At 60.7% G+C, this 24,245-nt stretch carries 22 protein-coding genes; 9 read left to right on the top strand and 13 right to left on the bottom strand.

Features of this window, described 5'->3' with window-relative positions; genetic code table 11:
• Positions 1-36: 36 nt before the first annotated feature.
• Genes GR198_RS15880 through GR198_RS35825 form a run of 3 tightly spaced genes read right to left on the bottom strand, consistent with a single transcriptional unit; the run spans position 37 to position 5,898 of the window.
• Positions 37-3,501, bottom strand: coding sequence for an error-prone DNA polymerase (locus GR198_RS15880; protein WP_164069231.1), 3,465 nt, complete (start codon positions 3,499-3,501; stop codon positions 37-39).
• On the bottom strand, positions 3,498-4,943 hold the full coding sequence (locus GR198_RS15875; RefSeq protein ID WP_312876453.1) for a Y-family DNA polymerase: 1,446 nt from the start codon (positions 4,941-4,943) through the stop codon (positions 3,498-3,500). The genes GR198_RS15880 and GR198_RS15875 overlap by 4 nt, the downstream gene beginning before the upstream one ends.
• Before the next feature lie 10 nt (positions 4,944-4,953).
• Positions 4,954-5,898, bottom strand: coding sequence for an ImuA family protein (locus GR198_RS35825; RefSeq protein ID WP_246711103.1), 945 nt, complete (start codon positions 5,896-5,898; stop codon positions 4,954-4,956).
• A gap of 162 nt (positions 5,899-6,060) precedes the next feature.
• On the opposite strand from GR198_RS35825, the gene GR198_RS15870 reads away from it, so the two are divergent.
• Entirely contained in the window at positions 6,061-6,498 is a 438-nt protein-coding gene (locus tag GR198_RS15870) for a metallopeptidase family protein (protein WP_003543974.1), read from the top strand.
• 60 nt (positions 6,499-6,558) lie between these two features.
• Here the strand turns inward: GR198_RS15870 and GR198_RS15865 are convergent, their stop codons facing one another.
• On the bottom strand, positions 6,559-6,765 hold the full coding sequence (locus GR198_RS15865; protein WP_029874645.1) for a DUF1737 domain-containing protein: 207 nt from the start codon (positions 6,763-6,765) through the stop codon (positions 6,559-6,561).
• Positions 6,765-7,685 (bottom strand): HpcH/HpaI aldolase/citrate lyase family protein, encoded by a 921-nt coding sequence (locus GR198_RS15860; RefSeq protein WP_029874644.1) that lies wholly within the window; start codon positions 7,683-7,685, stop codon positions 6,765-6,767. Before GR198_RS15860 ends, GR198_RS15865 begins: the two co-directional genes overlap by 1 nt.
• Positions 7,686-7,823: 138 nt before the next feature.
• On the opposite strand from GR198_RS15860, the gene GR198_RS15855 reads away from it, so the two are divergent.
• The 3 genes from GR198_RS15855 (at position 7,824) to leuD (ending at position 9,351) form a co-directional block, all read left to right on the top strand.
• Complete coding sequence (locus tag GR198_RS15855; protein ID WP_025396469.1) at positions 7,824-8,057, top strand: hypothetical protein; 234 nt, start codon at positions 7,824-7,826, stop codon at positions 8,055-8,057.
• Between the two features lie 128 nt (positions 8,058-8,185).
• Positions 8,186-8,608, top strand: a complete 423-nt coding sequence (locus GR198_RS15850; protein ID WP_062939945.1) for a VOC family protein — start codon at positions 8,186-8,188, stop codon at positions 8,606-8,608.
• Positions 8,609-8,742: 134 nt separating this feature from the next.
• Positions 8,743-9,351 (top strand): 3-isopropylmalate dehydratase small subunit, encoded by a 609-nt coding sequence (gene leuD, locus GR198_RS15845; RefSeq protein ID WP_012759503.1) that lies wholly within the window; start codon positions 8,743-8,745, stop codon positions 9,349-9,351.
• A 60-nt stretch (positions 9,352-9,411) separates the two neighbouring features.
• On the opposite strand, the gene GR198_RS15840 is transcribed toward leuD, so the two are convergent.
• Positions 9,412-10,344 carry a pyridoxal-phosphate dependent enzyme gene (locus tag GR198_RS15840; protein ID WP_164025896.1) on the bottom strand — a complete coding sequence of 311 codons (933 nt, stop codon included), beginning with the start codon at positions 10,342-10,344 and terminating at the stop codon, positions 9,412-9,414.
• A 166-nt stretch (positions 10,345-10,510) separates the two neighbouring features.
• On the opposite strand from GR198_RS15840, the gene leuB reads away from it, so the two are divergent.
• Together leuB and lpxE are read left to right on the top strand one after the other, a co-directional pair.
• Entirely contained in the window at positions 10,511-11,623 is a 1,113-nt protein-coding gene (gene leuB, locus GR198_RS15835) for a 3-isopropylmalate dehydrogenase (protein WP_003543987.1), read from the top strand.
• Between the two features lie 280 nt (positions 11,624-11,903).
• Positions 11,904-12,638, top strand: coding sequence for a lipid A 1-phosphatase LpxE (gene lpxE, locus GR198_RS15830; RefSeq protein ID WP_029874640.1), 735 nt, complete (start codon positions 11,904-11,906; stop codon positions 12,636-12,638).
• A gap of 167 nt (positions 12,639-12,805) precedes the next feature.
• Here the strand turns inward: lpxE and GR198_RS15825 are convergent, their stop codons facing one another.
• The 5 genes from GR198_RS15825 to GR198_RS15805 form a co-directional block, all read right to left on the bottom strand.
• The gene (locus GR198_RS15825) at positions 12,806-14,692 is read right to left on the bottom strand and encodes an MFS transporter (protein WP_029874639.1); all 1,887 of its coding nucleotides are present in this window, start codon (positions 14,690-14,692) and stop codon (positions 12,806-12,808) included.
• 248 nt (positions 14,693-14,940) lie between these two features.
• Positions 14,941-16,251, bottom strand: coding sequence for an ABC transporter permease (locus GR198_RS15820; protein WP_029874638.1), 1,311 nt, complete (start codon positions 16,249-16,251; stop codon positions 14,941-14,943).
• Positions 16,248-16,940, bottom strand: coding sequence for an ABC transporter ATP-binding protein (locus tag GR198_RS15815; RefSeq protein WP_029874637.1), 693 nt, complete (start codon positions 16,938-16,940; stop codon positions 16,248-16,250). The genes GR198_RS15820 and GR198_RS15815 overlap by 4 nt, the downstream gene beginning before the upstream one ends.
• A gap of 6 nt (positions 16,941-16,946) precedes the next feature.
• Complete coding sequence (locus GR198_RS15810) at positions 16,947-17,414, bottom strand: hypothetical protein (protein WP_029874636.1); 468 nt, start codon at positions 17,412-17,414, stop codon at positions 16,947-16,949.
• A gap of 97 nt (positions 17,415-17,511) precedes the next feature.
• On the bottom strand, positions 17,512-19,266 hold the full coding sequence (locus GR198_RS15805; RefSeq protein ID WP_164049113.1) for an alkaline phosphatase: 1,755 nt from the start codon (positions 19,264-19,266) through the stop codon (positions 17,512-17,514).
• A gap of 87 nt (positions 19,267-19,353) precedes the next feature.
• Here GR198_RS15805 and GR198_RS36250 point away from each other — a divergent pair, with 87 nt between their 5' ends.
• From GR198_RS36250 to GR198_RS15790, 3 genes are all read left to right on the top strand, one after another.
• The gene (locus GR198_RS36250; protein ID WP_164049114.1) at positions 19,354-19,566 is read left to right on the top strand and encodes a hypothetical protein; all 213 of its coding nucleotides are present in this window, start codon (positions 19,354-19,356) and stop codon (positions 19,564-19,566) included.
• 111 nt (positions 19,567-19,677) lie between these two features.
• Positions 19,678-20,712, top strand: coding sequence for an aspartate-semialdehyde dehydrogenase (locus GR198_RS15795; RefSeq protein ID WP_003543997.1), 1,035 nt, complete (start codon positions 19,678-19,680; stop codon positions 20,710-20,712).
• A gap of 276 nt (positions 20,713-20,988) precedes the next feature.
• Complete coding sequence (locus tag GR198_RS15790) at positions 20,989-21,810, top strand: lytic murein transglycosylase (RefSeq protein WP_029874633.1); 822 nt, start codon at positions 20,989-20,991, stop codon at positions 21,808-21,810.
• Positions 21,811-21,855: 45 nt separating this feature from the next.
• On the opposite strand, the gene GR198_RS15785 is transcribed toward GR198_RS15790, so the two are convergent.
• Together GR198_RS15785 and GR198_RS15780 are read right to left on the bottom strand one after the other, a co-directional pair.
• Complete coding sequence (locus GR198_RS15785) at positions 21,856-23,475, bottom strand: GGDEF domain-containing protein (RefSeq protein ID WP_164069229.1); 1,620 nt, start codon at positions 23,473-23,475, stop codon at positions 21,856-21,858.
• A 96-nt stretch (positions 23,476-23,571) separates the two neighbouring features.
• A complete protein-coding gene (locus GR198_RS15780; RefSeq protein ID WP_017962600.1) occupies positions 23,572-24,213 on the bottom strand; it encodes a carbonic anhydrase in 642 nt (213 codons plus the stop codon).
• Between the last annotated feature and the right edge of the window lie 32 nt (positions 24,214-24,245).

The following is a 24,245-nucleotide window of genomic DNA, read 5'->3' as shown; positions in this document are numbered from 1 at the left end:
GGCGCGCCGCATGGTCTTGATCGGTGCAATGCATTTTTAATGAAAGTTGCGTCCGCGCGGCATCACCTCGGCGGTTTCCGCCGCGCCCGCATGGCGGCCTGTGGCAACCATCCGTTTTTCCAGCTCGGCCCTCTCCTGCACATTTACAAGCTTTTTCTGCCGCTGATCGGCGCCCGGCCTCAGCACCTCGTCTGCCCGCTCGCAGACGCCGAAACGCCGGGCCTCGCGTTGCAGGATACCCAGCGCCGGCGTCATGTCCTCGATATGCTCGACGACGGTATGGATCACCCCGCTCTGGCTTTGCAGCCTGCCGCGGATTTTCACCAACCGGGCGCCCATCACGACCGAGCGGTATTTGTCGAACATTTTCGACCAGACGATCGCATTGGCCACGCCGGTCTCGTCTTCCAGCGTCATGAAGATCACGCCTTTGGCCGAACCCGGCCGCTGGCGCACCAGCACGAGGCCCGCGATCGTCACCCGCTTTCCGTTCGCGACTTTCAACAGATCGACATTGCGCGTGATGCCGGCCTTGCGCAATTCCTCACGCAGGAAGGAGACGGGGTGCGCCTTCAGCGACAGCGAGAGATAACGATAGTCCTCGATGACCTGCTCTCCGGGCAGCATTTCCGGCAACTTCGCTACAGGCTCGGCCTGGAGGTCGACATGACGGACCCGCTCGAAAAGCGGCAGTTCCTCAGTAGCACTCCTCACATCCAGCGCCCGCACCGCCCAGAGCGCGTCGCGTCGTGACAGTTTGAGGGATCGGAACGCATCGGCATCCGCCAGTCGCTCGATGACCGATTTCTGCAGACCGGACCGCAGCCAGAGATCACGCACCGAACTGTAGCCTTCGCCTCGATGGCTGACGAGCCGTTCCATATCGTCTGTCGAGAGACCCTTGATCTGCCGGAAGCCGAGCCGCACCGCATGCCGGGTCTTGATGATCTCGCGCATCTCATAATGCCGAAAATCGACGGCATTCCGATCGAAAGCGGCCTCTTCCAGACCGCAATCCCAGTTCGATTCATTGATATCGACCGGCAGGATTCTTACCCCGTGCTCGCGTGCATCCCGCACCAGCTGCGCCGGCGCATAAAACCCCATCGGCTGGGAGTTCAGCATCGCCGCGCAGAAGACATCGGGATAATAGGCCTTGAGCCATGAGGAGGCATAGACGAGCAGCGCGAAGGAGGCGGCATGGCTTTCCGGAAAACCATATTCACCGAAACCTTTGATCTGATTGAAACACTGCTGCGCGAATTCCCGGGCATAACTCTTTGAGACCATTCCCTCGATGAACCGCTTTTCGAAGTTACCGATCGTACCCGTTCTCTTGAATGTCGCCATCGCTCTGCGAAGCTTGTCGGCTTCCGCCGGCTTGAATCCTGCCGCAGTGATGGCGATCTGCATGGCCTGTTCCTGGAACAGCGGCACGCCGAGGGTTCTTTCCAGAACCGTTTCCAGCTCCTTGCTCGGATATTTGATCGGAATGTTCTTGGCCCGCTGCTCCCGGCGCTTCAGATAGGGATGCACCATGTCGCCCTGGATCGGTCCTGGCCGCACGATCGCCACCTCGATGACGAGATCGTAAAACACCTTCGGCTTGAGACGCGGCAACATGCTCATCTGCGCCCGGCTTTCGATCTGGAAGACGCCGAGCGTATCGGCCCGGCCCATCATCTCGTAAACCGGCTCGCCTTCGTCCCCGTGCTCCTTGTTACCGAGGTCTGCGAGCGTCTTCTTCACATCGTAATGCAATTCAAGCAGCGAAAAGGCCTTTCGCAGACAGGTCAGCATGCCGAGCGCCAACACATCCACCTTGAGGATCTTGACGTTGTCGAGGTCGTCCTTGTCCCACTCGATCATGTAGCGATCCGGCATCGCCGTCTTCATGATCGGCACCACCTCGTCGAGCCTGTCCCGCGTGATGACGAAGCCGCCGACATGCTGGGTGAGGTGGCGCGGGAAGCCGAGAAGCTCGGAGGCATATTTCAGCACGTTCTGCGTCACCGGATCTTTGATGTCGAGGCCGGCAGCTTTTGCATCCCGTTCGGAAAGATTGTCCTCCGACCAGCCCCAGACGAGGCTGCTGATCGCCGACTGGACATCCTCCGACAGCCCAAAGGCCTTGGAAACCTCGCGGCCGGCCGAGCGCGTACGGTAGGTCGTCACCCCCGCCGTCAGCCCAGCATGTTCTATGCCGTATCTTTTATAGATGAACTGGATGACCTCTTCGCGTCGATCATGCTCGAAATCAACGTCGATATCCGGCGGTTCGTCGCGATCCATCGAAATGAAGCGGTCGAAGAGCAGTGTACTTTTTTGAGGGTCGACTTCCGTTATCTCGAGGCAATAGCAGATGACCGAATTTGCCGCCGATCCGCGCCCCTGGCACAAGATCTTAAGTTCATAGCGGGCGTGCTGGATGATCCTGTGCACCGTCAGGAAATAGGAGGCATATTTCTTTTTTTTAATGAGATCGAGTTCATACTCGATTTGCGGCGCCACCTTGGGCGGGATACCCTTGGGATAGCGTCTTGCCGCTCCCGCTCTCGTCAGCCTTTCGAGAGTCTCCTGCGGCGTTTCGCCGGGATCGTTTTCTGGCGGATAATTGTGCTCCAGTTCCTTCAGCGAAAAGGTCAGCCTGTCGAAAAATACCTGCGTATTTTCGATCGCACCAGGATAGTCCCGGAAGATCCGGATCATTTCACGTGAATCCTTGAGGTAGCGTTCGGCATTCGGCGCCAGCAAGAATCCGGCTTGCGCTATCTGTACATGCTCCCGGATCGCGATCACGATATCCGAAAGCGGCCGGCGTTCGGGATGATGATAAAGCGGCTGGTTGGTTGCAATCAGCGGCACGCGGTTTCGAGCGGCGAGCATGGAAAACACCGCAAAGACCTGCCTGTCGCGACCGTCATAGGCTGGCGCCAGCGCCATAAAAAAGGCCTTGCGGAAGCGTCTGCGAAACCGTTCCAGATAATCTTCCAGCGTCGACTGACCCGCCTGATGATCGACAAGGGTGCGATCCGGAACAAGGGCAAGCATCATCTCGTCCCCCCATTCCATGAGTTCCGCTTCCGTCAGGATGCAGCTTCCCTTGACCGCTTCCTCCTTCAGATTGCCGGCGGTGAGAAGACGGCAAAGGTTCGCCCAGCCTCGCCGGTTTTGCGGATAGGCAAGGATATCAGGCGTTCCGTCGGAAAAGACGAGACGAGCGCCCGGCTGAATCCGGATAGGATCGAGGATCTCCTCCTCTTTTCCTTCCTTCTTCGCCTGGGCCAGAATCTCGTCCCTGTTCTTGTATCTCTCCTCAAGCTGCTCCGCCTGCGCATGCGCTCGCACCACGCCGGCAACCGAATTCCGGTCCGCAATCCCGAGGCCCCCGAGCCGTAGACGAGCAGCCTGTACGACCATCTCCTCAGGGCCAGAGGCGCCTTCAAGAAACGAGAAATTCGTCCTTGTGCCGATCTCGAAGAATGCGCGCGCGGTTGTCATGCGAACACGCCATGCATGAACCAGCGAGGATCAAGCGCCTGACCATAAAAGCCCCGCCGATAGATCCAGAAGCGATGTCCGGTCTCGTCCTCGATGCGGAAATAGTCACGCGCCTCGGCATCACCCCCATCGATCCACCATTCCATGGCAATCCGTTCCGGTCCTTCACTTCTCGCCACCTGATGCTGCATGCGCCGCCAGCGGAAGATCTGCGGCGGACCATCGGGCACTTCGGCAAGTATGGTCTCGACGGGCTCCGGCGTTGCAAAGAGCCGCAGCGGGCGCTCTTCGCGGAAAGGAAGCTGGATGTCCTGCGCTGCCTTCCGCCTGGGAAGGCTCTCCATCACAGGAACCGTGATGACGGCGCGTTCCGGCACATGGCTCTCGCGGAGCTGAAAGCTTTGCAGGCAATCCGCACCAAGCCGGGCCGAGACCCGGTCGACGAAGGTCGAAAGCGAGATCTCTCCCTGACGGTCGCCCTCGAAATCACCCTGCGCCTCGTTGAAGGGATCGTGCCGCAACACATTCAGCCGCAGGATCTCGAAGCCATAGCCGGCATCGAGATCATCATAGACCGCCTGCAATCGCTCGGAAAAAAGCCCGGCGATGAACTTTGGTTCGCGAAGCGGCTGCGAAGCGCCGACGGAGATACGAAAGACCCTGCCGTCGACGCGGAACAGGACCAGTTCGAACACCCGTCCGCCAGCCCCCCGCGCCTCCAGCGACGGCTGCAGCGATAAGGCGACCTGCCTGGTGACGGCAAGGATCTGCTCTTCCGTCCCGATGGGCTCGATCAGCCGGCTTTCGGCCGAGAGGCTGGCAACAGGACGCCGGGGCGAGACCGGCTCCTCTTCACGTCCCAGCGCCTGGTCGAGACGCAGAAGCAGCTCCGGGCCGAACCGGCGGGTCAGCGGCGCTCGCGGCGCATCGATGACGTCGCCGATATATTTCAGACCGAGCTTCTTCAGGGCATCGACGGTTTGTCCTTCCAGCCGCAAGGCTGCAACCGGCAAGGACATCAGCACATGTTCCGTCTCTTCGTCCTCAATCACGCCGCCTTGCCCGAAGCGGGACGCGGCCCAGGAAAGGCCGGGCGACGATGAGACCGCGCCGCGAGCATCGAACCCCATATGAAAAAGCCGCGACAGCACATCCCTAAGAAGCGCCTTTTCACCGCCGAAAAGATGGGCGCAGCCGCTAATGTCGAGAAACAGGCCGTCCTTGCCGTCAAACGCCACCAGCGGCGTATAGCGGTCGCACCAGTCGGCAATTGCCTCCAGCAAGCGGCGGTCGGCCGCCGGATCCTCTTCCGCGACCTCGAGCATCGGGTACATGGCGCGCGCTTCGGCAACGCCCAGCTCCTTCTTCAGCCCCAGCCTTTCGGCCAACTCGTCCAGTGCCGTCAGCCGCATGGCATTGTTGAGCTTGCCGGAACAGACGATAGGCGGCGTCTCAGGACGCCCTTTCGAACGCCAGGAGAGCCCCCATCGCTTGCGGGCGATGCGGTCGGTTGGCAGATGCGGGAAGCTGAGCGCCAGAATGCGCTGACTGTTCGCCTGGAGGACGAACGAGGTTTGGTTCGGCGATAGGGAGAAATTCGCGTTCATGGGTGTTCCACTCCAGAAGAAAGGAGAGCGGGGCCGGATTGCGGCTCTTCTCCAGCGTGACATGGAAAATCGGATTGCCGAGGCTGCCGGAAAGTGTCGATCCATCCGGCAACGGCCGCAGAGCGGACGGGGCCGGTTCGACATGCAGGCGGAAGGCCGCACTGCTTGCCTCCTCCGTTCCGGCCTGGCGGACAAGAAAGAGCGGACGGCGGGCAGCATGCGCCCTGAGACTGAGCCGGCGGCTTTCGGTCAGGCCGAAATGGACGGGATTGCCCCGCACTTCGAAGATGACGGCCGAGAAGGCAGCGCTTTCCACCGCCACCTCCGCCAGCCAGAGCGCCTCGTCCAGCTTGCGCGGGGCGGCATGGAGAAACCGCTCCGGGCTCAGCCCGAAATCCCGAAGTCCGGGAGCATAGGGACGGCCGGCCTCCAGCGTGCCGACGGCATCGCCGATCCAGAGCAACGGCAGAAGGCGGCCGGCATCCGCCTCCCGTTTTTGCAGTCGCGCGGCAACAGCCATCGCCAGCCCGCTTGCAGCACCGGCATCGCGAGACAGAGCCGAGCGGAATTCGGTGATCGCATCGAGCGGCAGGCCGCCTTCCAGCGCCCCGTCGAGAAACTCCACCCCAAACGGCAGGGGCGGCAGCGTGCGCTCCTGGCGGGTCTTACGTCCTTCCGCCAGGGCTTCCTGTTCCGCTGCGGCAAGCGCCGGCGCGGGCCTTCCCTCTAGTCTGGCGATGGTTTCGCGGAGCGCAAAAAGCCGCTCGCGCGCCAGGGCGTGCTGCGCCATGGCGTTTCTCCGATCCGTCTTGTTCCTGTTATGTTCTTATAGATTCCAGAGAGCTAATGAAGAGTCAACGGCCATTTTCTATGAAAATATTCCTGCCTTTGATTCCGCACTCGAAAATCGGCGATAAAGGTTCTATATGGGCCCGCAAAGGAAGGAATATTCATGGCCCGCATAGACCAGAGCGATGATTGGCGGGACCGCCATGCGCCGACGATCAGCGCCTTCGAGTCGCTGGCGATGGAGGCCTACAGCCATCTCCCGGATGAATTCCGCCAGCTGACGACCAACCTCACGATCGAGATCGAAGATTTCCCCGATGACGACGTTTTCGAGGACATGGCGCTGGAAACCCCTTTCGATCTGCTCGGCCTTTTCGAGGGCAGGGGCATTTCCGAACGTTTCACGGTGGAAACCGGCGAGATGCCGAACCGCATCCGCCTCTACCGCCGTCCTATTCTCGACTACTGGGCTGAGAACGACGAGACGCTCGGCGATATCATCACCCACGTCCTGATCCACGAGATCGGCCACCATTTCGGGCTGAGCGACGATGACATGGAGCGGATCGAGGCAAGTGCCGAGGAAGCCGCCGAACGATAGAGCGCCGCGCGTCCAAGGACGCGCTAAGGACGCTCTATCACTTTCAATCACGCATAATCCTCACTGCTCGGAGAGCTTCATCTCAGGATCGTAGTCCTTGCCTTCGACATGCTTGACGACGGCCTGGCCGCACTGCATCGCACCGGTTGCGGCATTGAAGGCATAGCTCGGCGAGCCCTCCAGCGACCAGCCCTTGTTGAGGGCGGCGGTGACCTTGTGGCAGAAGGAAGCATCGTCGGGACCGGTCAGGAAGCGGTAGAGTTTCATCACATCGTCTTTCGTGCTGCAGCCTGGCGGGCTGCGATCAGGCGGGCTTTATGGACCAGACTTTCCGCCTGGACAAGATGCAGCCGCTCGACCATCCGCCCGCCTGCATTGATGACGTTCAGCCCATCGGAGGCGGGGTCGGCAAAGGCTGATATGATCGCCTCCGCTTCCGCAATCGCTGCCGGATCCGGACCGAAATGGCGGTTGGCGGGCTCGATCTGCGCCGGATGGATCAGCATCTTGCCGGCAAAGCCCATGGCCCGGCCCTGCAGACATTCGGCATCGAAACCCTGCTCGTCCCTGAAATCGTTGAAGACGCTGTCGATCGCATCGAGCCCATAGGCACTGACCGCAAGGACGACCTGCATCAGCCAGGGCACGAGATAGCTCCGCCCCGGCTGCGGCAGCACGCCGGTTTCCTTGCGCAGGTCGTTGAGCCCGACGACGAGACAATCGAGCCGTGAGCCCGCCGTGCGCCCGGCTTCGGCGATACCAGCCGCATTCAGGATGCCGCGTGGTGTCTCGATCATCGCCCAGATGCGCAGATCTTCCGGTGCATCGGCCTCGGAGAGAAGGTCACTGAGCGCCATGACATCCTGCGGTTCGTCGACCTTCGGCAGCAGCACGGCATCGGGACCAAGCGCCGTCACCAGCTCCATGTCCGCCAAGCCGAAATCGGTGGACAGACTGTTGATGCGGATGATCCGCTCCTTGCCTTGGAGCGGCCGAGCCGAAAAGAAATTCCTCAGGGTTTCCCGTGCTTCCACCTTCTTTTCCGGCGCCACGGAATCCTCGAGATCGAAGATCACCGCATCGCAATCGACAGCATGGGTTTTTTCGAGGGCGCGGGGGTTGATGGCAGGCACGCTCAACACCGAACGGCGCAGGCGGGCGGAGCGGGTCGTGGGGTTTCGGCTCATGGCGAATTAGTGCCAAGCTTTGAAAGCCGAAGCAAGCAGCCCACCCCAGAACATCGAGCAGAACAACAAAAAGCCATGCTTGCCTTGCAGAGAGGAAAGAGAAGGACCACATTCCTTTCCGAAGAAAGGTCTCTAACCATGCAGAACATTCGCTCCATCTTCCTCATGCTTGCCGGCGCCACCGTTTTCGTGGCCATGCTGCTTTTCACCTTCTCGGTGACGCTCGCCGTCGGCGGCATCCTGACCGTGCTCATGGTCGGACGTGCGCTTTCGATGAAGATGAAGCCCGCTCCCGTCCGCGCTAAGGCAAATAACGGCCAGCGCGAGATGCGCGTGTGGAACGACGGCCGCGGCACGATCATCGATCTCTGATCACCTTTTCGCTGAAAATTTTGGTTCGCTAAAAAATTTCGGCCGACACTGTCGGATCACGCTTCCATGTTACGTCCTTGAAGCAGCCAGGCATTCAGCCGGCGCTCAAAAACGAATGGAGGATAAGCATGGATGCGACGACAGAGAGCAACCCGACCAAGATGCCACCGGTCAAGAACGGCCTGCTGCCCTATCTGACGGTCGGCGGCGCGGTGAAAGCTGCGGAATTCTACAAGAAGGCTTTCGGCGCCGAAGAGGCATATCTCGTGCCGGTCGACGAGAGCGGCAGAACGATGCATGTGCATCTCTACATCAACGGCAGTTCCCTGATGCTGTCGGACGCTTATCCCGAATACGGCCATGCCTTCAAAGGCCATGAAGGTTTTGCCATCCAGCTGGTGATCGATGATATCGATTTCTGGTGGGATCGCGCGGTTGCCGCCGGCGCCGAAGTCGTCATGCCGGTCGAACTGATGTTCTGGGGCGACCGCTATGGCCAGCTTCGTGATCCGTTCGGCGTCCTCTGGGGGTTGAACGCACCATCCAAATAAGGGGACAGGCGCAATCGGCGGACCGCGCGAAACGTCGCGTGGCCGCCATCTGTGAAAGATTCTCCTTCATTTCGGCGAAAAACTGGACTAGATGCAAATTCAGGAAGTAGATTTGCTGAAATGGAGCATGGGTCATGGATAAATTCGTGAAGCTCACGGGCGTTGCAGCGCCCTTGCCGGTCGTCAACGTCGACACCGACATGATCATTCCGAAGGATTATCTGAAGACGATCAAGCGCACCGGCCTCGGCACCGGCCTCTTCGCGGAGGCTCGTTATAACGAAGACGGCTCAGAAAACCCGGATTTCGTGCTGAACAAGCCGGCCTATCGCGATGCCAAGATCCTGGTTGCCGGCGACAATTTCGGCTGCGGCTCCTCGCGCGAGCACGCGCCCTGGGCGCTTCTGGATTTCGGCATCCGCTGCGTTATTTCGACCAGCTTCGCCGATATTTTCTACAACAACTGTTTCAAGAACGGCATCCTGCCGATCAAGGTCAGCCAGGAAGACCTCGACAAGCTGATGGACGACGCCTCGCGCGGCTCCAACGCCGTCCTGACCGTCGACCTCGAAAATCTCGAGATCACCGGCCCCGATGGTGGTTTGATCAAGTTCGATCTCGACGAGTTCAAGCGCCACTGCCTGCTGAACGGCCTCGACGATATCGGCCTGACGCTGGAAAAGGGCAAGGCGATCGACAGCTTCGAAAAGAAGAACGCCGCTTCGCACCCCTGGGCAGCCTGAGCCCTATCCAATCGGTTACCGATCAAGCCGGCTTTTTGCCCGGCTTTTTCTTGGTGTGGGTCAAAGAAACTTCTCTTTCCAGGCCCTGAGTTTTTCGAGCGACACGCCGATGCCGCCGCAGACTTCGATAAGCGGATTGTCGAAGCGCTGAAGCAGCCCGGCATGCACATCGGCAACCGCAAGGGCCGCACCGCAAGCCGGCTCGACCAGAATGCGCTGCGCATCGGCAAATTTCAGGCAGGCGGCAACGGCATCGGCGTCGCTGACGAGAACACTTTCGATCGGATGCTGCTGCGGCAGGTCGAAGACATGCTCCGCCACCTGCCGCGCGCCGAGCGAATTGGCAATCGAGGTAATGGCGGGAAGGGTGATACGCTCATTCGCCTTGAGGCTGGCATGGAGCGAAGCCGCCCCTTCCGTTTCGACGGCGATAACAGGCACATCGGAAAGCCCGTTGCGCTTCAACCCCTCGACAATACCGGCAAGCAGCCCGCCACCGCCGACGCTGGTGACGACGCAATCGAATTTTGCCCCTTTCGCCACCACCTCGTCGATCAGCGTGGCATGGCCATCCCACAGAAGCGGATGGTCGAAGGGGTGCACATAGGTTGCCTTGCGGCTCCGGGCGAGTTCGACCGCATGAGCATTGGCCTCATCGAAAACCGAACCATGAACGAGGACATTCGCGCCCGTTGCGGCAATCGTCTGCCGTACGTCGGCCGCCGTCGTCTCCGGCACGACGATCGTGACCGGCACACCGACCGCCCGGCCGGCATAAGCGGCCGCAATGCCGGCATTGCCGCCGGAAGCGCAGAAGATTTCGCGCGCCCCATTTTCCACCTCATGCTGGCAAAGCCGGCCAACGCCGCGCAGCTTGAAGCTGCCGGAAGGCTGCAGCGCATCGAGCTTGAGCCAGAGCGGTTTGCCGCTGGCGCTGTAGCCAAGTGCGGTCTGGAGCAAGGGCGTGTCGAGGTGGAGGGGTGCGAAAGGCATGGGAACCATCCAGGATAAAGATAGGGTCATCGTTCTAATCCGTTTGCGGACACAGGAGCAACCGTCGCGGCTCGGAGCGAAGCGTACCGATTCACCGCTTCTGTCGCTTGAAATGCCCATTTCCGGGGTCTAAGAAACCGCAACTTGTTTTTCCCAGGAGGGTTTCATGACAGCGCGCAATCTTTTCCTGTTGCCGGGCGACGGCATCGGTCCCGAGGCCATGGGCGAGGTCCGCAAGATCATCGCCTATATGAACGAGGCGATGAATGCCGGTTTCGTCACCGACGAAGGCCTTGTCGGCGGCTGCGCCTATGATGCACATGGCGCTGCCATCTCGGAAGCCGACATGCAGAAGGCGCTTGCCGCCGATGCCGTTCTGTTCGGCGCCGTCGGCGGTCCGAAATGGGATAGCGTGCCTTACGAAGTGCGCCCGGAAGCCGGCCTGCTGCGCCTGCGCAAGGATCTGCAGCTCTTCGCAAACCTGCGCCCCGCCATCTGCTATCCGGCCCTTGCTGCGGCCTCGTCGCTGAAGCCGGAGCTGGTCGAAGGCCTCGATATCCTGATCATCCGCGAGCTGACGGGCGGCGTCTATTTCGGCGAGCCGAAGGAAATCATCGACCTCGGCAACGGCCAGAAGCGCGGCATCGACACGCAGGTCTACGATACCTACGAGATCGAGCGCATCGCCGGCGTCGCCTTCGAAATGGCCCGCACGCGGCAGAATCGCGTCTGCTCCATGGAAAAGCGCAACGTCATGAAGTCGGGTGTGCTCTGGAACCAGGTGGTAACCGAGACGCATAAGGCGAAATATTCCGACGTCCAGCTCGAACACATGCTGGCCGATGCCGGCGGCATGCAGCTGGTGCGCCAGCCCAAGCAGTTCGACGTCATTGTCACCGACAACCTCTTCGGTGATATGCTCTCCGACGTCGCCGCCATGCTGACCGGTTCGCTCGGCATGCTGCCGTCGGCCTCGCTCGGCGCGCCCGACGGCAAGACCGGCAAGCGCAAGGCGCTCTACGAGCCTGTGCACGGCTCGGCCCCTGATATCGCCGGCAAGGGCATCGCCAATCCGATCGCCATGATCGCCTCCTTCGCCATGTGCCTGCGTTACTCCTTCAATCTGGTGAAGGAAGCCGACGATCTGGAAAAGGCGATCGCCAACGTGCTCGACAAGGGCATTCGCACCGGCGACATCATGGCCGATGGCGCAAGGCAGGTCGGCACCGTCGAGATGGGCGATGCGATCCTCGCCGAGTTCAAGACGCTTTCCGCCTGATATTTCACGTGAAACAGTATCCAGCCCTTCGCATCGCGCATGCGGAGGGCTTTTTTCATTGAGGGCGGTGAAGCGCGTCCCGCTTGGTGGAATTATCCGAAACGGACTATTCTCAGCCACAATCTCGTGTATTTTTGCGCCGGATTTTAACGGGCGCATAATCCCGAAATCGGAAGCGATTTTCGACAAAGGATCATGCGTCAATTCAAAGTAATAGAGCGTCCTTAGCGTGTCCTGTTCGACGCGCGGCGCTCTGGGAAAAATTCGAACGGACGACGAAATGCGGGCATTTTGGGCTTCCCTGGACAGGCGCTGGCGCCGGAGCGCCGTCGGCATGCCGCCTTTGCGCTGGCAGGCCTGCCTCTTCGTCACGCTCAATGCCGTGATCCTTTCGATGCTGCTCTTCGACGCGCCGATCGGCGCCAGCGAAGTTCCCGCGCCGGTGAAACACCTCGGCGAGATGCTGACCGGTTTCGGTGATTCCGCCTGGCTGATCTACACCAGTATCCTGCTGTTCTTTCAGGGCAGGGCAGGCTACAAGCTTGTGAAGACGGCGCGTTCCAAGGCGCAGGCGCTGTATGTCAGCTGGATCGGTGCTTATCTCTTCTTCACGGTCGTCTTCTCAGGACTTCTCGCCAATCTGCTGAAACGTGCGATCGGCAGGGCGCGTCCCGATCATTTCCACGACTACGGCATGTTTTCCTTCACGCCCTTTTCGGGCCATTCCGCTTTCGAAAGTTTCCCGTCCGGCCACTCCACCACGGTCGGTGCCTTCTTCGCCGCCTTCGCCCTGCTATTTCCACGCTACCGCGTTGCCTTCATCGCCTGCGCCATCTGGCTCGGCATGACGCGTGTCATGGTCGGCGCCCATTATCCGAGCGATGTCATCGCCGGCCTCGCCTTCGGCGCCTGGTTCTCACTGCTGACGGCGATCGTCTTTGCCCGCTGCGGCCTGCTCTTCAAGCTGGCGCCGGACGGCTGGCCACTCTCGAAGCAGCTGTTTCGCTCGGCATAACTCCTTAAATCGGAATCGATTTAAGGATAAAATTATGCAGCAATTCAAAATATTACAGCGTCCTTTGCGCGTTCGAAAAGACGCGCGGCGCTGTAATATGGAAAAGCCCGGCGCCTTGTCAGCGCCGGGCCTTTTTTCTCAAGCAAGGATTGGCCTCAATCCACCGCTCAATCCATGGCGTGGATATCCCTGTTCTTCGTTTCCGGCAGGAAGATCAGGCCGATCACCAGCGTGATCGTCGCAAAGACGATCGGATACCAGAGACCGTAGTAGATATCGCCGGCGGCCGCGCTCATCGCGAAGGCCGTCGCCGGCAGCAGGCCGCCGAACCAGCCGTTGCCGATGTGATAGGGCAGCGACATGCCGGTGTAGCGGATGCGGGTCGGGAAAAGCTCGACCAGCAGAGCGGCGATCGGGCCGTAGACCATCGTCACATAGAGGACGAGGACGAACAGCACGGCGATCGTGCCGATCCAGTTGACGCGAGCCGGATCGGCGACCATGGCGAAGGTGCCGCCATTGGCGATGTTATAGACCACCATGTCGGTGACGCCATTGGCCTCATCCGCGGTCAGCAGCTTGGTCTCGACCAGCTTCGCCGCCGGTACGGTTTCCTTCTCGCCGGCGCGCACGGCATCGGCATTGAGCGACAGTTCCGGATTTGCTGCGATGAAGGCATCTAGCTTGGCATCCGGCACCTTGACGGCACCGCGCTTCAGCGGATAGCCGGCATCGTGGAGCGCGATGTTGACGCTCTTTTCGAAGCCGGCGGTCATCCCTTTGGCCTTGTCGCCAGCAGCGACGACATCGAAGCTTGGGATCGTCGCGTTGCCGACCTTCACCGTTGCCGGCTGTCCGGCGGTGCCGGGCACCACGTCGTAAGGCACCGAGTTCCTGGTCAGGAATGCCGTCGCCACGTCGCAAGAGCTGGTGAACTTCGCCGTGCCGGTCGGGTTGAACTGGAACCTGCAATCCGCCGGATCAGCTGTCACCGTTGCCCGAATCGAAGCCTGCGCTTCGGCAAGCGCCGGGTTCGCCGTCCAGGTCATCGCCTTGAACAGCGGATGATAGGTCACTGCCGCAATGAGAAGGCCTGCCATGATGATCGGCTTGCGGCCGATCTTGTCGGAGAGGCCGCCGAAGATGACGAAGAACGGCGTGCCGAGGAGAAGTGCGATGGCGACCATGACATTGGCCGAGAACAGGTCCACCTTCAGCACGTTCTGCAGGAAGAACAGTGCATAGAACTGGCCGCCGTACCAGACGACCGCCTGGCCCATGGTGGCGCCGAGCAGCGCGATGATCGCGATCTTGGCATTTTTCCATGTCCCGAAGGCCTCGGTCAGCGGCGCCTTGGAGCCCTTACCTTCCGCCTTCATGCGCTGGAAAGCCGGCGATTCGTTCATCTTCAGGCGGATCCAGACGGAAATGCCGAGCAGGACGAACGAGAGCAGGAACGGAATGCGCCAGCCCCAGGCGGCGAACTCAGCCGCACCCATCAGATATTGAACAAGGACGATGACGATCAGCGACAGGAACAGGCCGAGCGTCGCCGTCGTCTGGATCCATGAAGTGAAGTAGCCGCGGCGTCCGTTCGGCGCATGTTCGGCGACATAGGTTGCCGCACCGCCATATTCACCGCCCAGCGCCAGACCCTGGAGCAGGCGAAGCGCGATCAGGATGATCGGGGCTGCGATACCGATCGTGGCGGCACCCGGCAGGATACCGACGAGGAAGGTCGACAGACCCATGATCATGATCGTCATCAGGAAGGTGTATTTACGGCCGACGAGATCGCCGAGACGGCCGAACACCAGCGCGCCGAAGGGGCGGACCAGGAAGCCGGCGGCAAAGGCGAGCAGCGTGAAGATGTTACGCGTTGCCTCGGGATATTGGGTGAAATAGGTCGCGCCTATATAGGTGGCGAGCGAACCATAGAGATAGAAATCGTACCATTCGAAAACGGTGCCAAGCGAAGAGGCGAAGATAACCTTCTTCTCCTCGCCGGTCATCGGAGCGGCCTTCGCGCCGTCGATGCTTGCGACATTTGCCATTGTCTGTCCTCCACAGAGTGATGATCAACGCGCGCGGTCTACTTCTCCTCAAAGCATACCCCTGGCCGCGACACGCCTGACGGGAGTGTGCCAGAAACGACAGATCAAAAAGAGAGAGGCTTTCGGATTATGACTTTAGTCTAATGGCGTCACGCTTTGTCATGCACATCAAGCTCTCCGCCGCCCGTGACGATAGAGCTGCCGGAAGTTTGAAAGAAGGTTTCACAGCGATTTGTGATGTGGATCCGTTATGCTCTTAGCGCCTGCGCCGGCGATTGCCGGTAGGCGAGCACTGCCGGCAGCGCTGCGAGAATTGTGGCAAAGGCAAGCAGCACCGCCGCAAGCCCGGCGTCTTCACGGGCGAAGCCGACCGGCATGGTGATCCCGCTCGTCTGCGAGAACATGCCGGACAAGATGAGGGCCGCGGCATAACCAAGCGCGAATCCAAGTGCGATGCCGACCGCCACCAGGAAAAAGAATTCAAGCCAGACGATACCGAAAATTGCGCCGCGCGGAGCGCCGAAGGCCCTGAGTGCACCAATCTGACGGCGGCGCTGGCCGATATGGATGACCGTGACCAGCACCAGCGAGGCTGCGACGAGAGCTTGCGCGCCGGAGGCGACCGCAACGAGGATCTGTTTGGCGTCACCGAGCGTGGCGTAGAGATTGGTCAGTACCTCGCCGGGAAAGACGGCGACGGTATTGCCGCTGCGATAGTCCTGCCGCAGCTTGTAGGCATCGGCAATCGTCTTCGGCTTGACCAGAATGGCGGGAAGGCCGGGAGCGCCCGCAGTCCAGCTCTCATCAAGCGCGGCATCCGGATCGGCTTCCCCGTGATGCTCATGCCCACCGTGATCAGCGCCGGCTTTTTCATGCTCATGACCATGTTCAGCGCTATCCGTGCCAGACGCCACTTCATGCTCGTGCTCGCCGTCCCCCGCATGTTCCTCCGCCTCCATGCCATGGATGTGCCAGACGGCTTGGATGGGAACGAGAATCGCCCGGTCCCAGGCGGTGCCGGTCGGCCGCAAGCGGCCGGCGATATGATAGATGAGCTCGGTATGGGTCTCGCCGCCCTCTTCCAGCGACCCGTGCATCGGCTTGATCTCGCCGCCGAGCGACAGCTTAACAGCCGCGCCGATCACAGCTTCGCCCTCGCGCGCAAAAATCTTGCCTTCGGCCAAGCCGCCGCCGGACAGGTTCTGCGCCAGCATGGTCGTCGTGCCGATGATCGGATAGCCGGAGAAGGAATCGCCGAAGCCGATCGGAGCTGCCCAATCGACCCGTGGATCGGCGGCAAGCTTGCCCAGCACTTCGCCCGGCATCAGTGGCAAAGGCGAGGGCTGCAGGAAGACGGAGGACAGCACGAGCTGCGTCTCGCTGCCGCCAGCGCCGATGACAAGATCGAACTTGTCGGCAGCGCGTGCGGTGCCGAGACGAAGCGCCCGCTCCTGCAGCACGACAGAAACGCCGAGCGCGGTCGCAAGCGCCACCAGCAGCACGACCACCAGCGATCCCGCCCAGAGGCGACGAAGATCGGAAAGGATGAAGCGGATCATGCAGCTTCTCCCGCCGTTGCCGCGGAATCTTCGCTGATCCGGCCGGAACCGAAGGTGATGCGCCGATCGAGGCGGCCGGCCAAGCGCTGGTCGTGTGAAACGACGATCAGCGTGCTGCCTTCGGCAATGGCCAGATCGAGGATGAGATCGCCGACCGCCTCGCCGCTTTCGGCATCGAGGCTTGCGGTCGGCTCGTCGGCGATGATGACGCCGGGCTTACGCAGCAGCGCCCTGCCGATCGCCACACGCTGCATCTCGCCGCGCGACATGGTTTCGATCTTCTGGCCGGGGCGGGAAAGACCGACCGTGCTCAAAAGTGCATGCGCCCGCTCGATGACATCAGCCGTGGCAGCACCGGCAAGCCGCGCCGGCAGCAATACGTTCTCCAGCGCCGACAGGCCGGGGAAGAGATGGAACTCCTGCATGACCAGGCCGATATTGACGGCGCGGAACCGATCCCGCCGGCTTTCTGAAAAACCCGCGATATCCTCGCCGTTCCAGCGGATGCGGCCTTGCCGTGTCCGCTCCAGCCCGGCAACAATATTGACGAAGGTGCTCTTGCCGGAGCCGGACGCGCCTGTAATGGCGACCCTGCTGCCGGCATCGATCGACAGGCGGCCGATCGCCAGTGCCGGCGAGGACAGGCCCGGGAAGGCAACGGTCAGGTTTTCGATATCGAGAGCGAGCATATCGGTTCAGGCGGCGGAATATTCGGCCTGGCGGATCCGCAGCAGGCTGACGAAGCCCGTGTCCGGATCCGTCCACGAACCGTATTCAAGCGTACCGCGCACTTCGATCGTCTGGCGCGGCTGCACGAAGGTCTGCTTCTCACCGAGATAGACGACGACGATATTGTCCGGCCAGTCCGCATCCGAGGAGCAGAAGGGGCAGAGCGACATCGGCACCTCGGTGAGCACGAAGAACTGGGCCTCGGCCTTCAATGGCGGCGCCATGAAACCTTTCATGCTGATCCCTTTGCCGGCAAGGCGCTTCACCTTGTCGGAGAATTCGAGGCCGAGCACGCCGAACTTGCCGTAAAGCTCATCGAAGCTGATCAAGGAATCCGCAGCAGAACTCGGGCGAGCAACAGCGGCAAAGGCCAGTGTGCCGATGGCGCCGATCAGGCCGCGGCGGCTGAGATGCAGTGAAGGGAGCTTTTCCATGGCGATCTCCAAGAAATGAAGTCCCGGCCGCTGAGCGGCCGGGACCATGATCGATGAAAGAGGCAAAGCCGACAAGCGGCCTGGCCGGATCGGCAGATCAGTTCGTCTGCTTGGCGCCGAGAGCGAAGGTGTCGGCGAGCACGCGATAGACGTCGCTCTGTTCCATATAACCATGGAAAGCTTCAGCGCCCGGACCAGCCGATTGCAGGACGACGTCGTCGGCTGCGTGGACACCACTATCGCCGCTCTTCGGAATATTGCCCTGAACGAAGACCGCGCCGGGAACATCCTTATACTGCTCGTTGGCGACATATTCCTTCTTTTCGTTCTGGACAGCCGGAACGAACGGACCATCGAGCTTCGGACGGAAGGTCTCGTAGTGATCGGGGCCATTGTTGGCACTCAGGAACAGGCGGCGGCTGACGTCGACCTTATCGGGATAGCCGTCGCCGTTTTCGTCCTTGTAGTTCGGGAAGCCGGCTTCGGCATAGGTCCCGACCTTTTCGCGCATTTCCGTGCCGGGCTTTTCATCATCGACGGTACCGATGATCGATACGCCATGCGTGTGGTCGCCGGTGACGACGATCAGCGTGTCCGGATGGGCCTTCTGGAATTCGCGGGCAACGCCGATGGCCTGGTCGAATTCGATGGTTTCGTAGACGGCACGATCCCAATCGAGCGGATGGGACATTTTGTCGATCGAGGAGCCTTCGACCATCAGGAAGAAACCATCAGGATTCTTCGAGAGGCGGTCGAGCGCAACCTTGGTCATGGCGACGAGGCCCGGCTGGTTCGGGAACTTGTCGACGGTGCCCTTCTTCAGGAACTCGCGATCAAGCGTGACGTCCATATTGCCGGTGTGGAAGAGACCGAGGAGATTGCCTTCAGCCGATGCATTGGCTGCGAGCTCGTTCTTGTCGGTCGCAAGCTTGTAGCCGGCATCCTGGAACTGCTTGATGTAGTCCTGGTTGTCCTTGCGCTTGGAACCGGCGACTTCCTTGCCGAGGAAATAGGCCGAGCCGCCGCCGAGGAGGACTTCCGGCTTGACGTCGAGCAGCATGCCGACGACGTCGGCCTTGTCGTTGCGGTTGCGGGTGTGAGCAACGACCGCAGCCGGCGTGGCGTCTTCGACCTCGGCCGTTGCAACGATGCCGATCGACTTCTTGGTCAGGCGGCGAACGGCTTCTGCGAAGGTTTCAACACGCGGATCATCGAGGGAGGCCGGCGTACGGTCCGCATAAACGCCGATCGCGTTGACGGCCGTCTTGTGACCCGTCATGTAGGCCGACATGGTGTTGGCCGAGTCCGTATCGACGGCATTCGTCGCCGACGTGCCGATAAAAGCCATACGCTCGAGATCGTCCATATTCAGGCGGCCATTCGCCTTACCTTCGGTCATGCCCTTGGACATGATGCGGGCAGCGGTGCGATGCGCAACGGAAAGGCCGTCACCCAGCAGGAAGATGATGTTTTTTGCCTTCGGCTGGGCCGCTGTTTCGTAAACGTTCCAGGTGACGGACTTCGTTTCGTCGCCGGCAGCGACTTCGATCTTGTAGTCGCCAGGAGCGGAAATCTTCAGGCCGCGCAGCAGGATAGCGGAACCGAGAGCCTTGTCATCCTTGCCCTTTTCCAGTTCGACGAACTGCGCCTCGCCCCCAAGCACGGTCTTGTAGTCCTGGCCGTTGACGGTGATCTTCACGTCTTCGGGCTTGACCTGCTTGTTGAACTCGACCTTGAAATCGAACGGCGAACCGGTAAGGATCGTCGCGCGATCAAGCGGATAGACCGTCGTCGCCTGAGCGGCGCCCGCAAGGATGGTGGTGGCCGCAAAGGCGGCAAGAAGCGTACGCATGGAAAACCCCCGTTTTCGTTGCAGACATTAACAACCGCGCCGGGATACCTGCCGAGGGTGACAGCGGCATGACAAAACGTCGCAGCATTGCGGCCGCCGCTTTCGCCTGCCGGCTCTGAGCGCAAAAACCTTGACTCCTGTGGAAAACCTTCTAAGAGCAACAGCGGAAAAGGAATCTCCATGGTTCGCGACGAACACGCCATTGCTGATCGCAGTGACCGGGCACGAGTTGCCGGGGTGGACATTGCCGTTCCGGTTTCTTCCAAAACCAAGGCCAAAACGACGACGAAAACCGTCTGACGTCTCTGGCCTGCCGCTCTCTCCCCGGCTCGGCTGGGGACAGGAAGACGCGATTAGTCGCGCCTTTCCCCTCACCGGACAAGAGGAGAGAAGAGAAAGAGAGCTTGAGAAATGGGTTTCAAAGTAGCAGTTGCGGGAGCGACCGGAAATGTCGGCCGGGAGATGCTCAACATCCTCTCCGAGCGAGGCTTCCCCGCCGATGAGGTCGTGGCACTCGCCTCCTCGCGTTCGCAGGGCACCGAGGTTTCCTACGGTGACCGGACGCTGAAGGTCTCCAATCTGGAGAATTACGATTTCTCCGATACCGACATCTGCCTGATGTCGGCCGGCGGCGAGGTCTCCAAGAAGTACTCGCCGAAGATCGGCCAGCAGGGCTGCATCGTCATCGACAATTCCTCGGCCTGGCGCTACGACGCCGACGTGCCGCTGATCGTGCCGGAAGTCAACCCGGATGCCATCAGCCAGTTCACCAAGCGCAACATCATCGCCAATCCGAATTGCTCGACCGCCCAGCTGGTGGTGGCGTTGAAGCCGCTGCACGACTTCGCCAAGATCAAGCGTGTCGTCATCTCGACCTACCAGTCGGTCTCCGGCGCCGGCAAGGACGGCATGGACGAGCTCTTCAATCAGACACGCGCCGTCTTCGTCGCCGATCCGATCGAGAACAAGAAGTTCACCAAGCGTATTGCCTTCAATGTCATCCCGCACATCGACGTCTTCATGGAGGACGGCTACACCAAGGAAGAATGGAAGGTGCTGGCCGAAACGAAGAAGATGCTCGACCCGAAGATCAAGGTGACCTGTACCGCGGTGCGCGTGCCGGTTTTCATCGGTCATTCGGAATCGGTCAACATCGAATTCGAAAACGAGATCACCGCCGACCAGGCCCGCGACATCCTGCGCGATGCACCGGGTTGCCTCGTCATCGACAAGCGCGAGGATGGCGGCTACATCACGCCTTATGAATCCGCCGGCGAGGATGCGACCTACATTTCGCGCATCCGCGAGGATGCGACGGTCGAAAACGGCCTGAACATCTGGGTGGTCTCCGACAATCTGCGCAAGGGCGCTGCGTTGAACGCCATCCAGATCGCCGAGCTGCTCGTCAATCGTGGTCTCGTCAAGCCGCGCAAGCAGGCTGCCTGATACCATTTGTAAACCATAATATGCTAAAGCCCTGCTGATGATGAAGGCAGGGCTTTTTGCCGAGCCGTAGGCGCCCCTATCCATAAGCGCTTACTAAAAGGTGATCGTGACAAGATCGCCTTCGGCTGGCATTCTGCCCGGCGTCAGGCCAAGCTATGCCACCCGAAACCATGAAGCGGTTTTGGGACAAAGACATGGATAGAACGAAGATTTTAAGCGCGTCGCATGGTTCCAATCGGCCGCGGCGCGTTTCAGCAGACCGGAGCGGGGTTTCTCATGCGCATGACAACATTCCTTCTGGCCGCGTTTACGGCAGCCGGCGTTCTCCACGCGCTGCCGGCAGCGGCCCAAGGCGCCCAATGCGGCAATAATAGCAGCGGTTTCGGTGCATGGGTCGCCGACTTCAAGCAGGAAGCGGCGGCAAACGGCGTCAGCCGCTCGGTCCTCGACCGCGCCTTCGCCAATGTCAATTACAACAGGCCGACGATTGCCGCCGACCGCGGCCAGAAGAGCTTCAAGCTCTCCTTCGACGCTTTCATGCAGAAGCGCGGCGGTGCCACGATCATCTCCCGGGGTCGCAGCATGAAGGCAGCCAATCAGGCGCTTTTTGCCTCGATCGAGCGCCGTTACGGCGTTCCGGCCGGCCCGCTGATTGCGATCTGGGGCATGGAGACCGGTTTCGGCAGCTATATGGGCAACCAGCATACGCTGTCGGCTGTTTCGACCCTTGCCTATGACTGCCGTCGTTCGCAATATTTCACCGACCAGCTCTATGCAGCACTCCAGCTCGTCTCCGAGGGTTATCTGAGCCCGCAGGCCAAGGGCGCTGCCCATGGTGAAATCGGCCAGACGCAGTTTCTGCCGCGCAATGTCGTGCGCTTCGGCGCCGACGGCGACGGCAACGGCCGCGTCGACATGGTCGGTTCCCGCGCCGATGCACTGGCCTCGACGGCGAATTTCCTCAAGGGCCACGGCTGGCGCGCCGGCGCCGGCTATCAGCCGGGAGAGCCTAATTTCGTCGCCATCCAGGGCTGGAACGCCGCCAGCGTCTACCAGCAGGCGATCGCCTATATCGGTCAGCAGATCGACGGCAAATAGGGCCGATAGAATACGCCAAAACGCCGCTGCGATATGCGGCGTTTTTCATATTCGGGAATCAAAGCCGCCGCCGGACGCCGTCTTGCGTCGCTCCTCCTGCACCGGGGCCTGGATGATTGGTCCCGAGACGACGCAATTGCGGCCGGAGGCCTTGGCGGCGTAAAGCGCCAGGTCGGCGCGTTTGACCAGATCCTCGAAGTTCCGGTTGGTGGCTTCATTTGCCCGTCCGGCGCATCCGAAACTTGCCGTCACCTTGAGAACATCGCCGCTCGGCAGGGGGATTTCCGCCGCCTCGATCGCCAGCCGCACACGCTCGGCAACCATTGCAGCATCGTCAGGCGTCGAATCCGGCAGAAGCGCCAGGAACTCCTCGCCGCCATGGCGCACCAAGAGATCGAAGGAACGAAAATTCTCACGCGCGACGCCCGCGACATGCCGGAGCACGGCATCGCCGGCGTCATGCCCGTGAAGGTCGTTGATCTTCTTGAAATGATCGAGGTCGAACAGCACGACGGAAATCCAGCGTGATCCGTGCTCGGCCTGTGTGAGAAGTGCGGATGCGGCGACCTCGAAGCCGCGCCTGTTGTAAAGGCCGGTCAGAAGATCGGTCTGAGCGGCGCTGCGCAACTCGCCCACCAGCGTCTCCCGATCCTGGGTCAGCCGGTCGATCAGGCGCAGGCCCTTTGCCGCCAGCAGCAGCACCAATGTGGCGAGTATCAGCAGGCCGGCACACAGCGCCAGGATCCGTGTCAGGTGTATGTGCGAGCGCGTCGAAAGGCTTTCGCCGGTCTCGTGAATATCCTTTGCGGCCTCGATCATCTTCTGCTGCAGGAAGGTCATGCGCTCGCTCTGCGCGGCGGCCCAGACGTCATGCACGGCGGGTGTCGGCCGCGATCCGGCGAGAATGGCATCGGTGATCGCATTCGCCTTTACCTGGCTGCTGCGGCCGAGATAAGCAACGATGTGGCGCACGACCGGCGCGGAGGAATGGAAAACCATGTGATCCATGCCTTCGCCGAGCATGACCTTGCCCTGTACGAAAAGCTCCACCGGCAATCTGGCGGAAGCCCCTTGGTTGAGATAACGGGTGCCGATCCCGGTGATCAGCCTTTCGCCGTAATAGGTCAGCAGGATACCCATCAGCTGGTTGGATTTCTCAAGCAGCACCGGATCGCTGATCAGCGGCGAAAGCGCATCGACGACAGCAAGCTGCTTGAGAGCCGCATACCAGTAGATGGAACCGGGATCACTGCCGGTATAACGCCCCTGGTCGACGGCGCTGCGCGCCGCGACGATGCGGCTGTAGGCAAGGCTGAGAATCGATAATTCGCCGACGAGTCCCTCGTCGAGCGCATCGCGGGAGGGCAGGCTGGCATAAAAAGCGTGGCGTTCGCGATCGAGTGTCACCCGGCTTTGCTGCATGTCGATGGCAGTCCTGCTGCTGGGGTCTGCGAGGTAGCGGCGGGTGGCGCCGATCTCAGTCAGAATCTCCGTGGCGGCGATCGACCCGCCACGGGCAAGCACATCGGCGAACTGCCGGTCCTTTTCGAGGTTCCAGTATTGATTGACCGAAGAACGTATGACGACGACGCCTTCAATGAGCATGAAGACGAAGGGCAGCATGATAGCGGCCAGGATAACCCTTTTGATGGTTTCGAACTTCATCGCCAATCGCCACGGTGATCAAAACGTCGGTCGTGCGCGACCAATTGACGGCGAGCTTAACAACAATCCTTAAAAAACTGATAAACTGGCATGTCCCTAGATTTCGGGACGAATGAAGTCGCGTGTCTCGGCGTCCATGACCCAGAGTTCACCGGTCGAAATGTCGAACCAGGCACCGTGGAGATGAATCTTTCCCGCCTCCTCGAGCGCCTTGATATCGGGAAAGCTTCTGAGATTGTTGATCGAATTGCGGATGGAGACACGCTCCAGCGCCGTCTGCCGCTCGGCGGCCGTCATCACGTCGTTGCTCTGGATCTGCTCGGCAGCGGGTTTGACCAGCGACATCCAGCGGCCGATGAAATCGCCGGGCGACAATGGCTCGGCATTCGGATCGAGTGCTGAGCGGATGCCGCCGCAGCGGCCATGGCCCATCACGACGATATCCGAGACCTTCAGCACCTGCACGGCAAATTCGAGTGCGGCCGAGGTCGAATGAAAATGACCGTCTGGCTCGTAGGGCGGCACCATGTTGGCGACGTTGCGGATGACGAAGAGCTCGCCCGGGCCGGCATCGAAGATCAGCTCGGGTGCCGCGCGAGAGTCCGAACAGGCAATGACAAGCGTATGGGGATTCTGACCGTTTTCGGCCAGCTGCCGATACCTGTCCCGGGCGTCGGCATAACGCCCGTTCATAAAGTTGCGATAGCCGTCCAGAAGGGGATTTGGAAAACGCTGCATGCTTCTGGATTAGCGCGCGCCGAAGACAAGAT

The sequence above is a fragment of the Rhizobium leguminosarum genome (assembly GCF_010668065.1).
In the GTDB taxonomy this organism is placed as follows: Bacteria; Pseudomonadota; Alphaproteobacteria; order Rhizobiales; family Rhizobiaceae; genus Rhizobium; species Rhizobium leguminosarum_S.
The sequence above is the reverse complement of the archived record's forward strand: the minus strand, read 5'-3'. Positions and strand labels throughout refer to the sequence as shown.

What these genes read in the sequence shown, in the direction of transcription:
- GR198_RS15785 (WP_164069229.1), bottom strand. Translation starts at nt 23,475, where the DNA reads ATGAAGTTCGAAACCATCAAAAGGGTTATCCTGGCCGCTATCATGCTG.
- GR198_RS15805 (WP_164049113.1), bottom strand. Translation starts at nt 19,266, where the DNA reads ATGCGTACGCTTCTTGCCGCCTTTGCGGCCACCACCATCCTTGCGGGC.
- GR198_RS15860 (WP_029874644.1), bottom strand. Translation starts at nt 7,685, where the DNA reads ATGAGCCGAAACCCCACGACCCGCTCCGCCCGCCTGCGCCGTTCGGTG.
- GR198_RS15825 (WP_029874639.1), bottom strand. Translation starts at nt 14,692, where the DNA reads ATGGCAAATGTCGCAAGCATCGACGGCGCGAAGGCCGCTCCGATGACC.
- GR198_RS15810 (WP_029874636.1), bottom strand. Translation starts at nt 17,414, where the DNA reads ATGGAAAAGCTCCCTTCACTGCATCTCAGCCGCCGCGGCCTGATCGGC.
- GR198_RS15840 (WP_164025896.1), bottom strand. Translation starts at nt 10,344, where the DNA reads ATGCCTTTCGCACCCCTCCACCTCGACACGCCCTTGCTCCAGACCGCA.
- GR198_RS15865 (WP_029874645.1), bottom strand. Translation starts at nt 6,765, where the DNA reads ATGAAACTCTACCGCTTCCTGACCGGTCCCGACGATGCTTCCTTCTGC.
- leuB (WP_003543987.1), top strand. Translation starts at nt 10,511, where the DNA reads ATGACAGCGCGCAATCTTTTCCTGTTGCCGGGCGACGGCATCGGTCCC.
- GR198_RS15795 (WP_003543997.1), top strand. Translation starts at nt 19,678, where the DNA reads ATGGGTTTCAAAGTAGCAGTTGCGGGAGCGACCGGAAATGTCGGCCGG.
- GR198_RS15780 (WP_017962600.1), bottom strand. Translation starts at nt 24,213, where the DNA reads ATGCAGCGTTTTCCAAATCCCCTTCTGGACGGCTATCGCAACTTTATG.
- GR198_RS15870 (WP_003543974.1), top strand. Translation starts at nt 6,061, where the DNA reads ATGGCCCGCATAGACCAGAGCGATGATTGGCGGGACCGCCATGCGCCG.
- GR198_RS35825 (WP_246711103.1), bottom strand. Translation starts at nt 5,898, where the DNA reads ATGGCGCAGCACGCCCTGGCGCGCGAGCGGCTTTTTGCGCTCCGCGAA.
- GR198_RS15880 (WP_164069231.1), bottom strand. Translation starts at nt 3,501, where the DNA reads ATGACAACCGCGCGCGCATTCTTCGAGATCGGCACAAGGACGAATTTC.
- GR198_RS15855 (WP_025396469.1), top strand. Translation starts at nt 7,824, where the DNA reads ATGCAGAACATTCGCTCCATCTTCCTCATGCTTGCCGGCGCCACCGTT.
- leuD (WP_012759503.1), top strand. Translation starts at nt 8,743, where the DNA reads ATGGATAAATTCGTGAAGCTCACGGGCGTTGCAGCGCCCTTGCCGGTC.
- GR198_RS15850 (WP_062939945.1), top strand. Translation starts at nt 8,186, where the DNA reads ATGGATGCGACGACAGAGAGCAACCCGACCAAGATGCCACCGGTCAAG.
- GR198_RS15815 (WP_029874637.1), bottom strand. Translation starts at nt 16,940, where the DNA reads ATGCTCGCTCTCGATATCGAAAACCTGACCGTTGCCTTCCCGGGCCTG.
- lpxE (WP_029874640.1), top strand. Translation starts at nt 11,904, where the DNA reads ATGCGGGCATTTTGGGCTTCCCTGGACAGGCGCTGGCGCCGGAGCGCC.
- GR198_RS15790 (WP_029874633.1), top strand. Translation starts at nt 20,989, where the DNA reads ATGCGCATGACAACATTCCTTCTGGCCGCGTTTACGGCAGCCGGCGTT.
- GR198_RS15820 (WP_029874638.1), bottom strand. Translation starts at nt 16,251, where the DNA reads ATGATCCGCTTCATCCTTTCCGATCTTCGTCGCCTCTGGGCGGGATCG.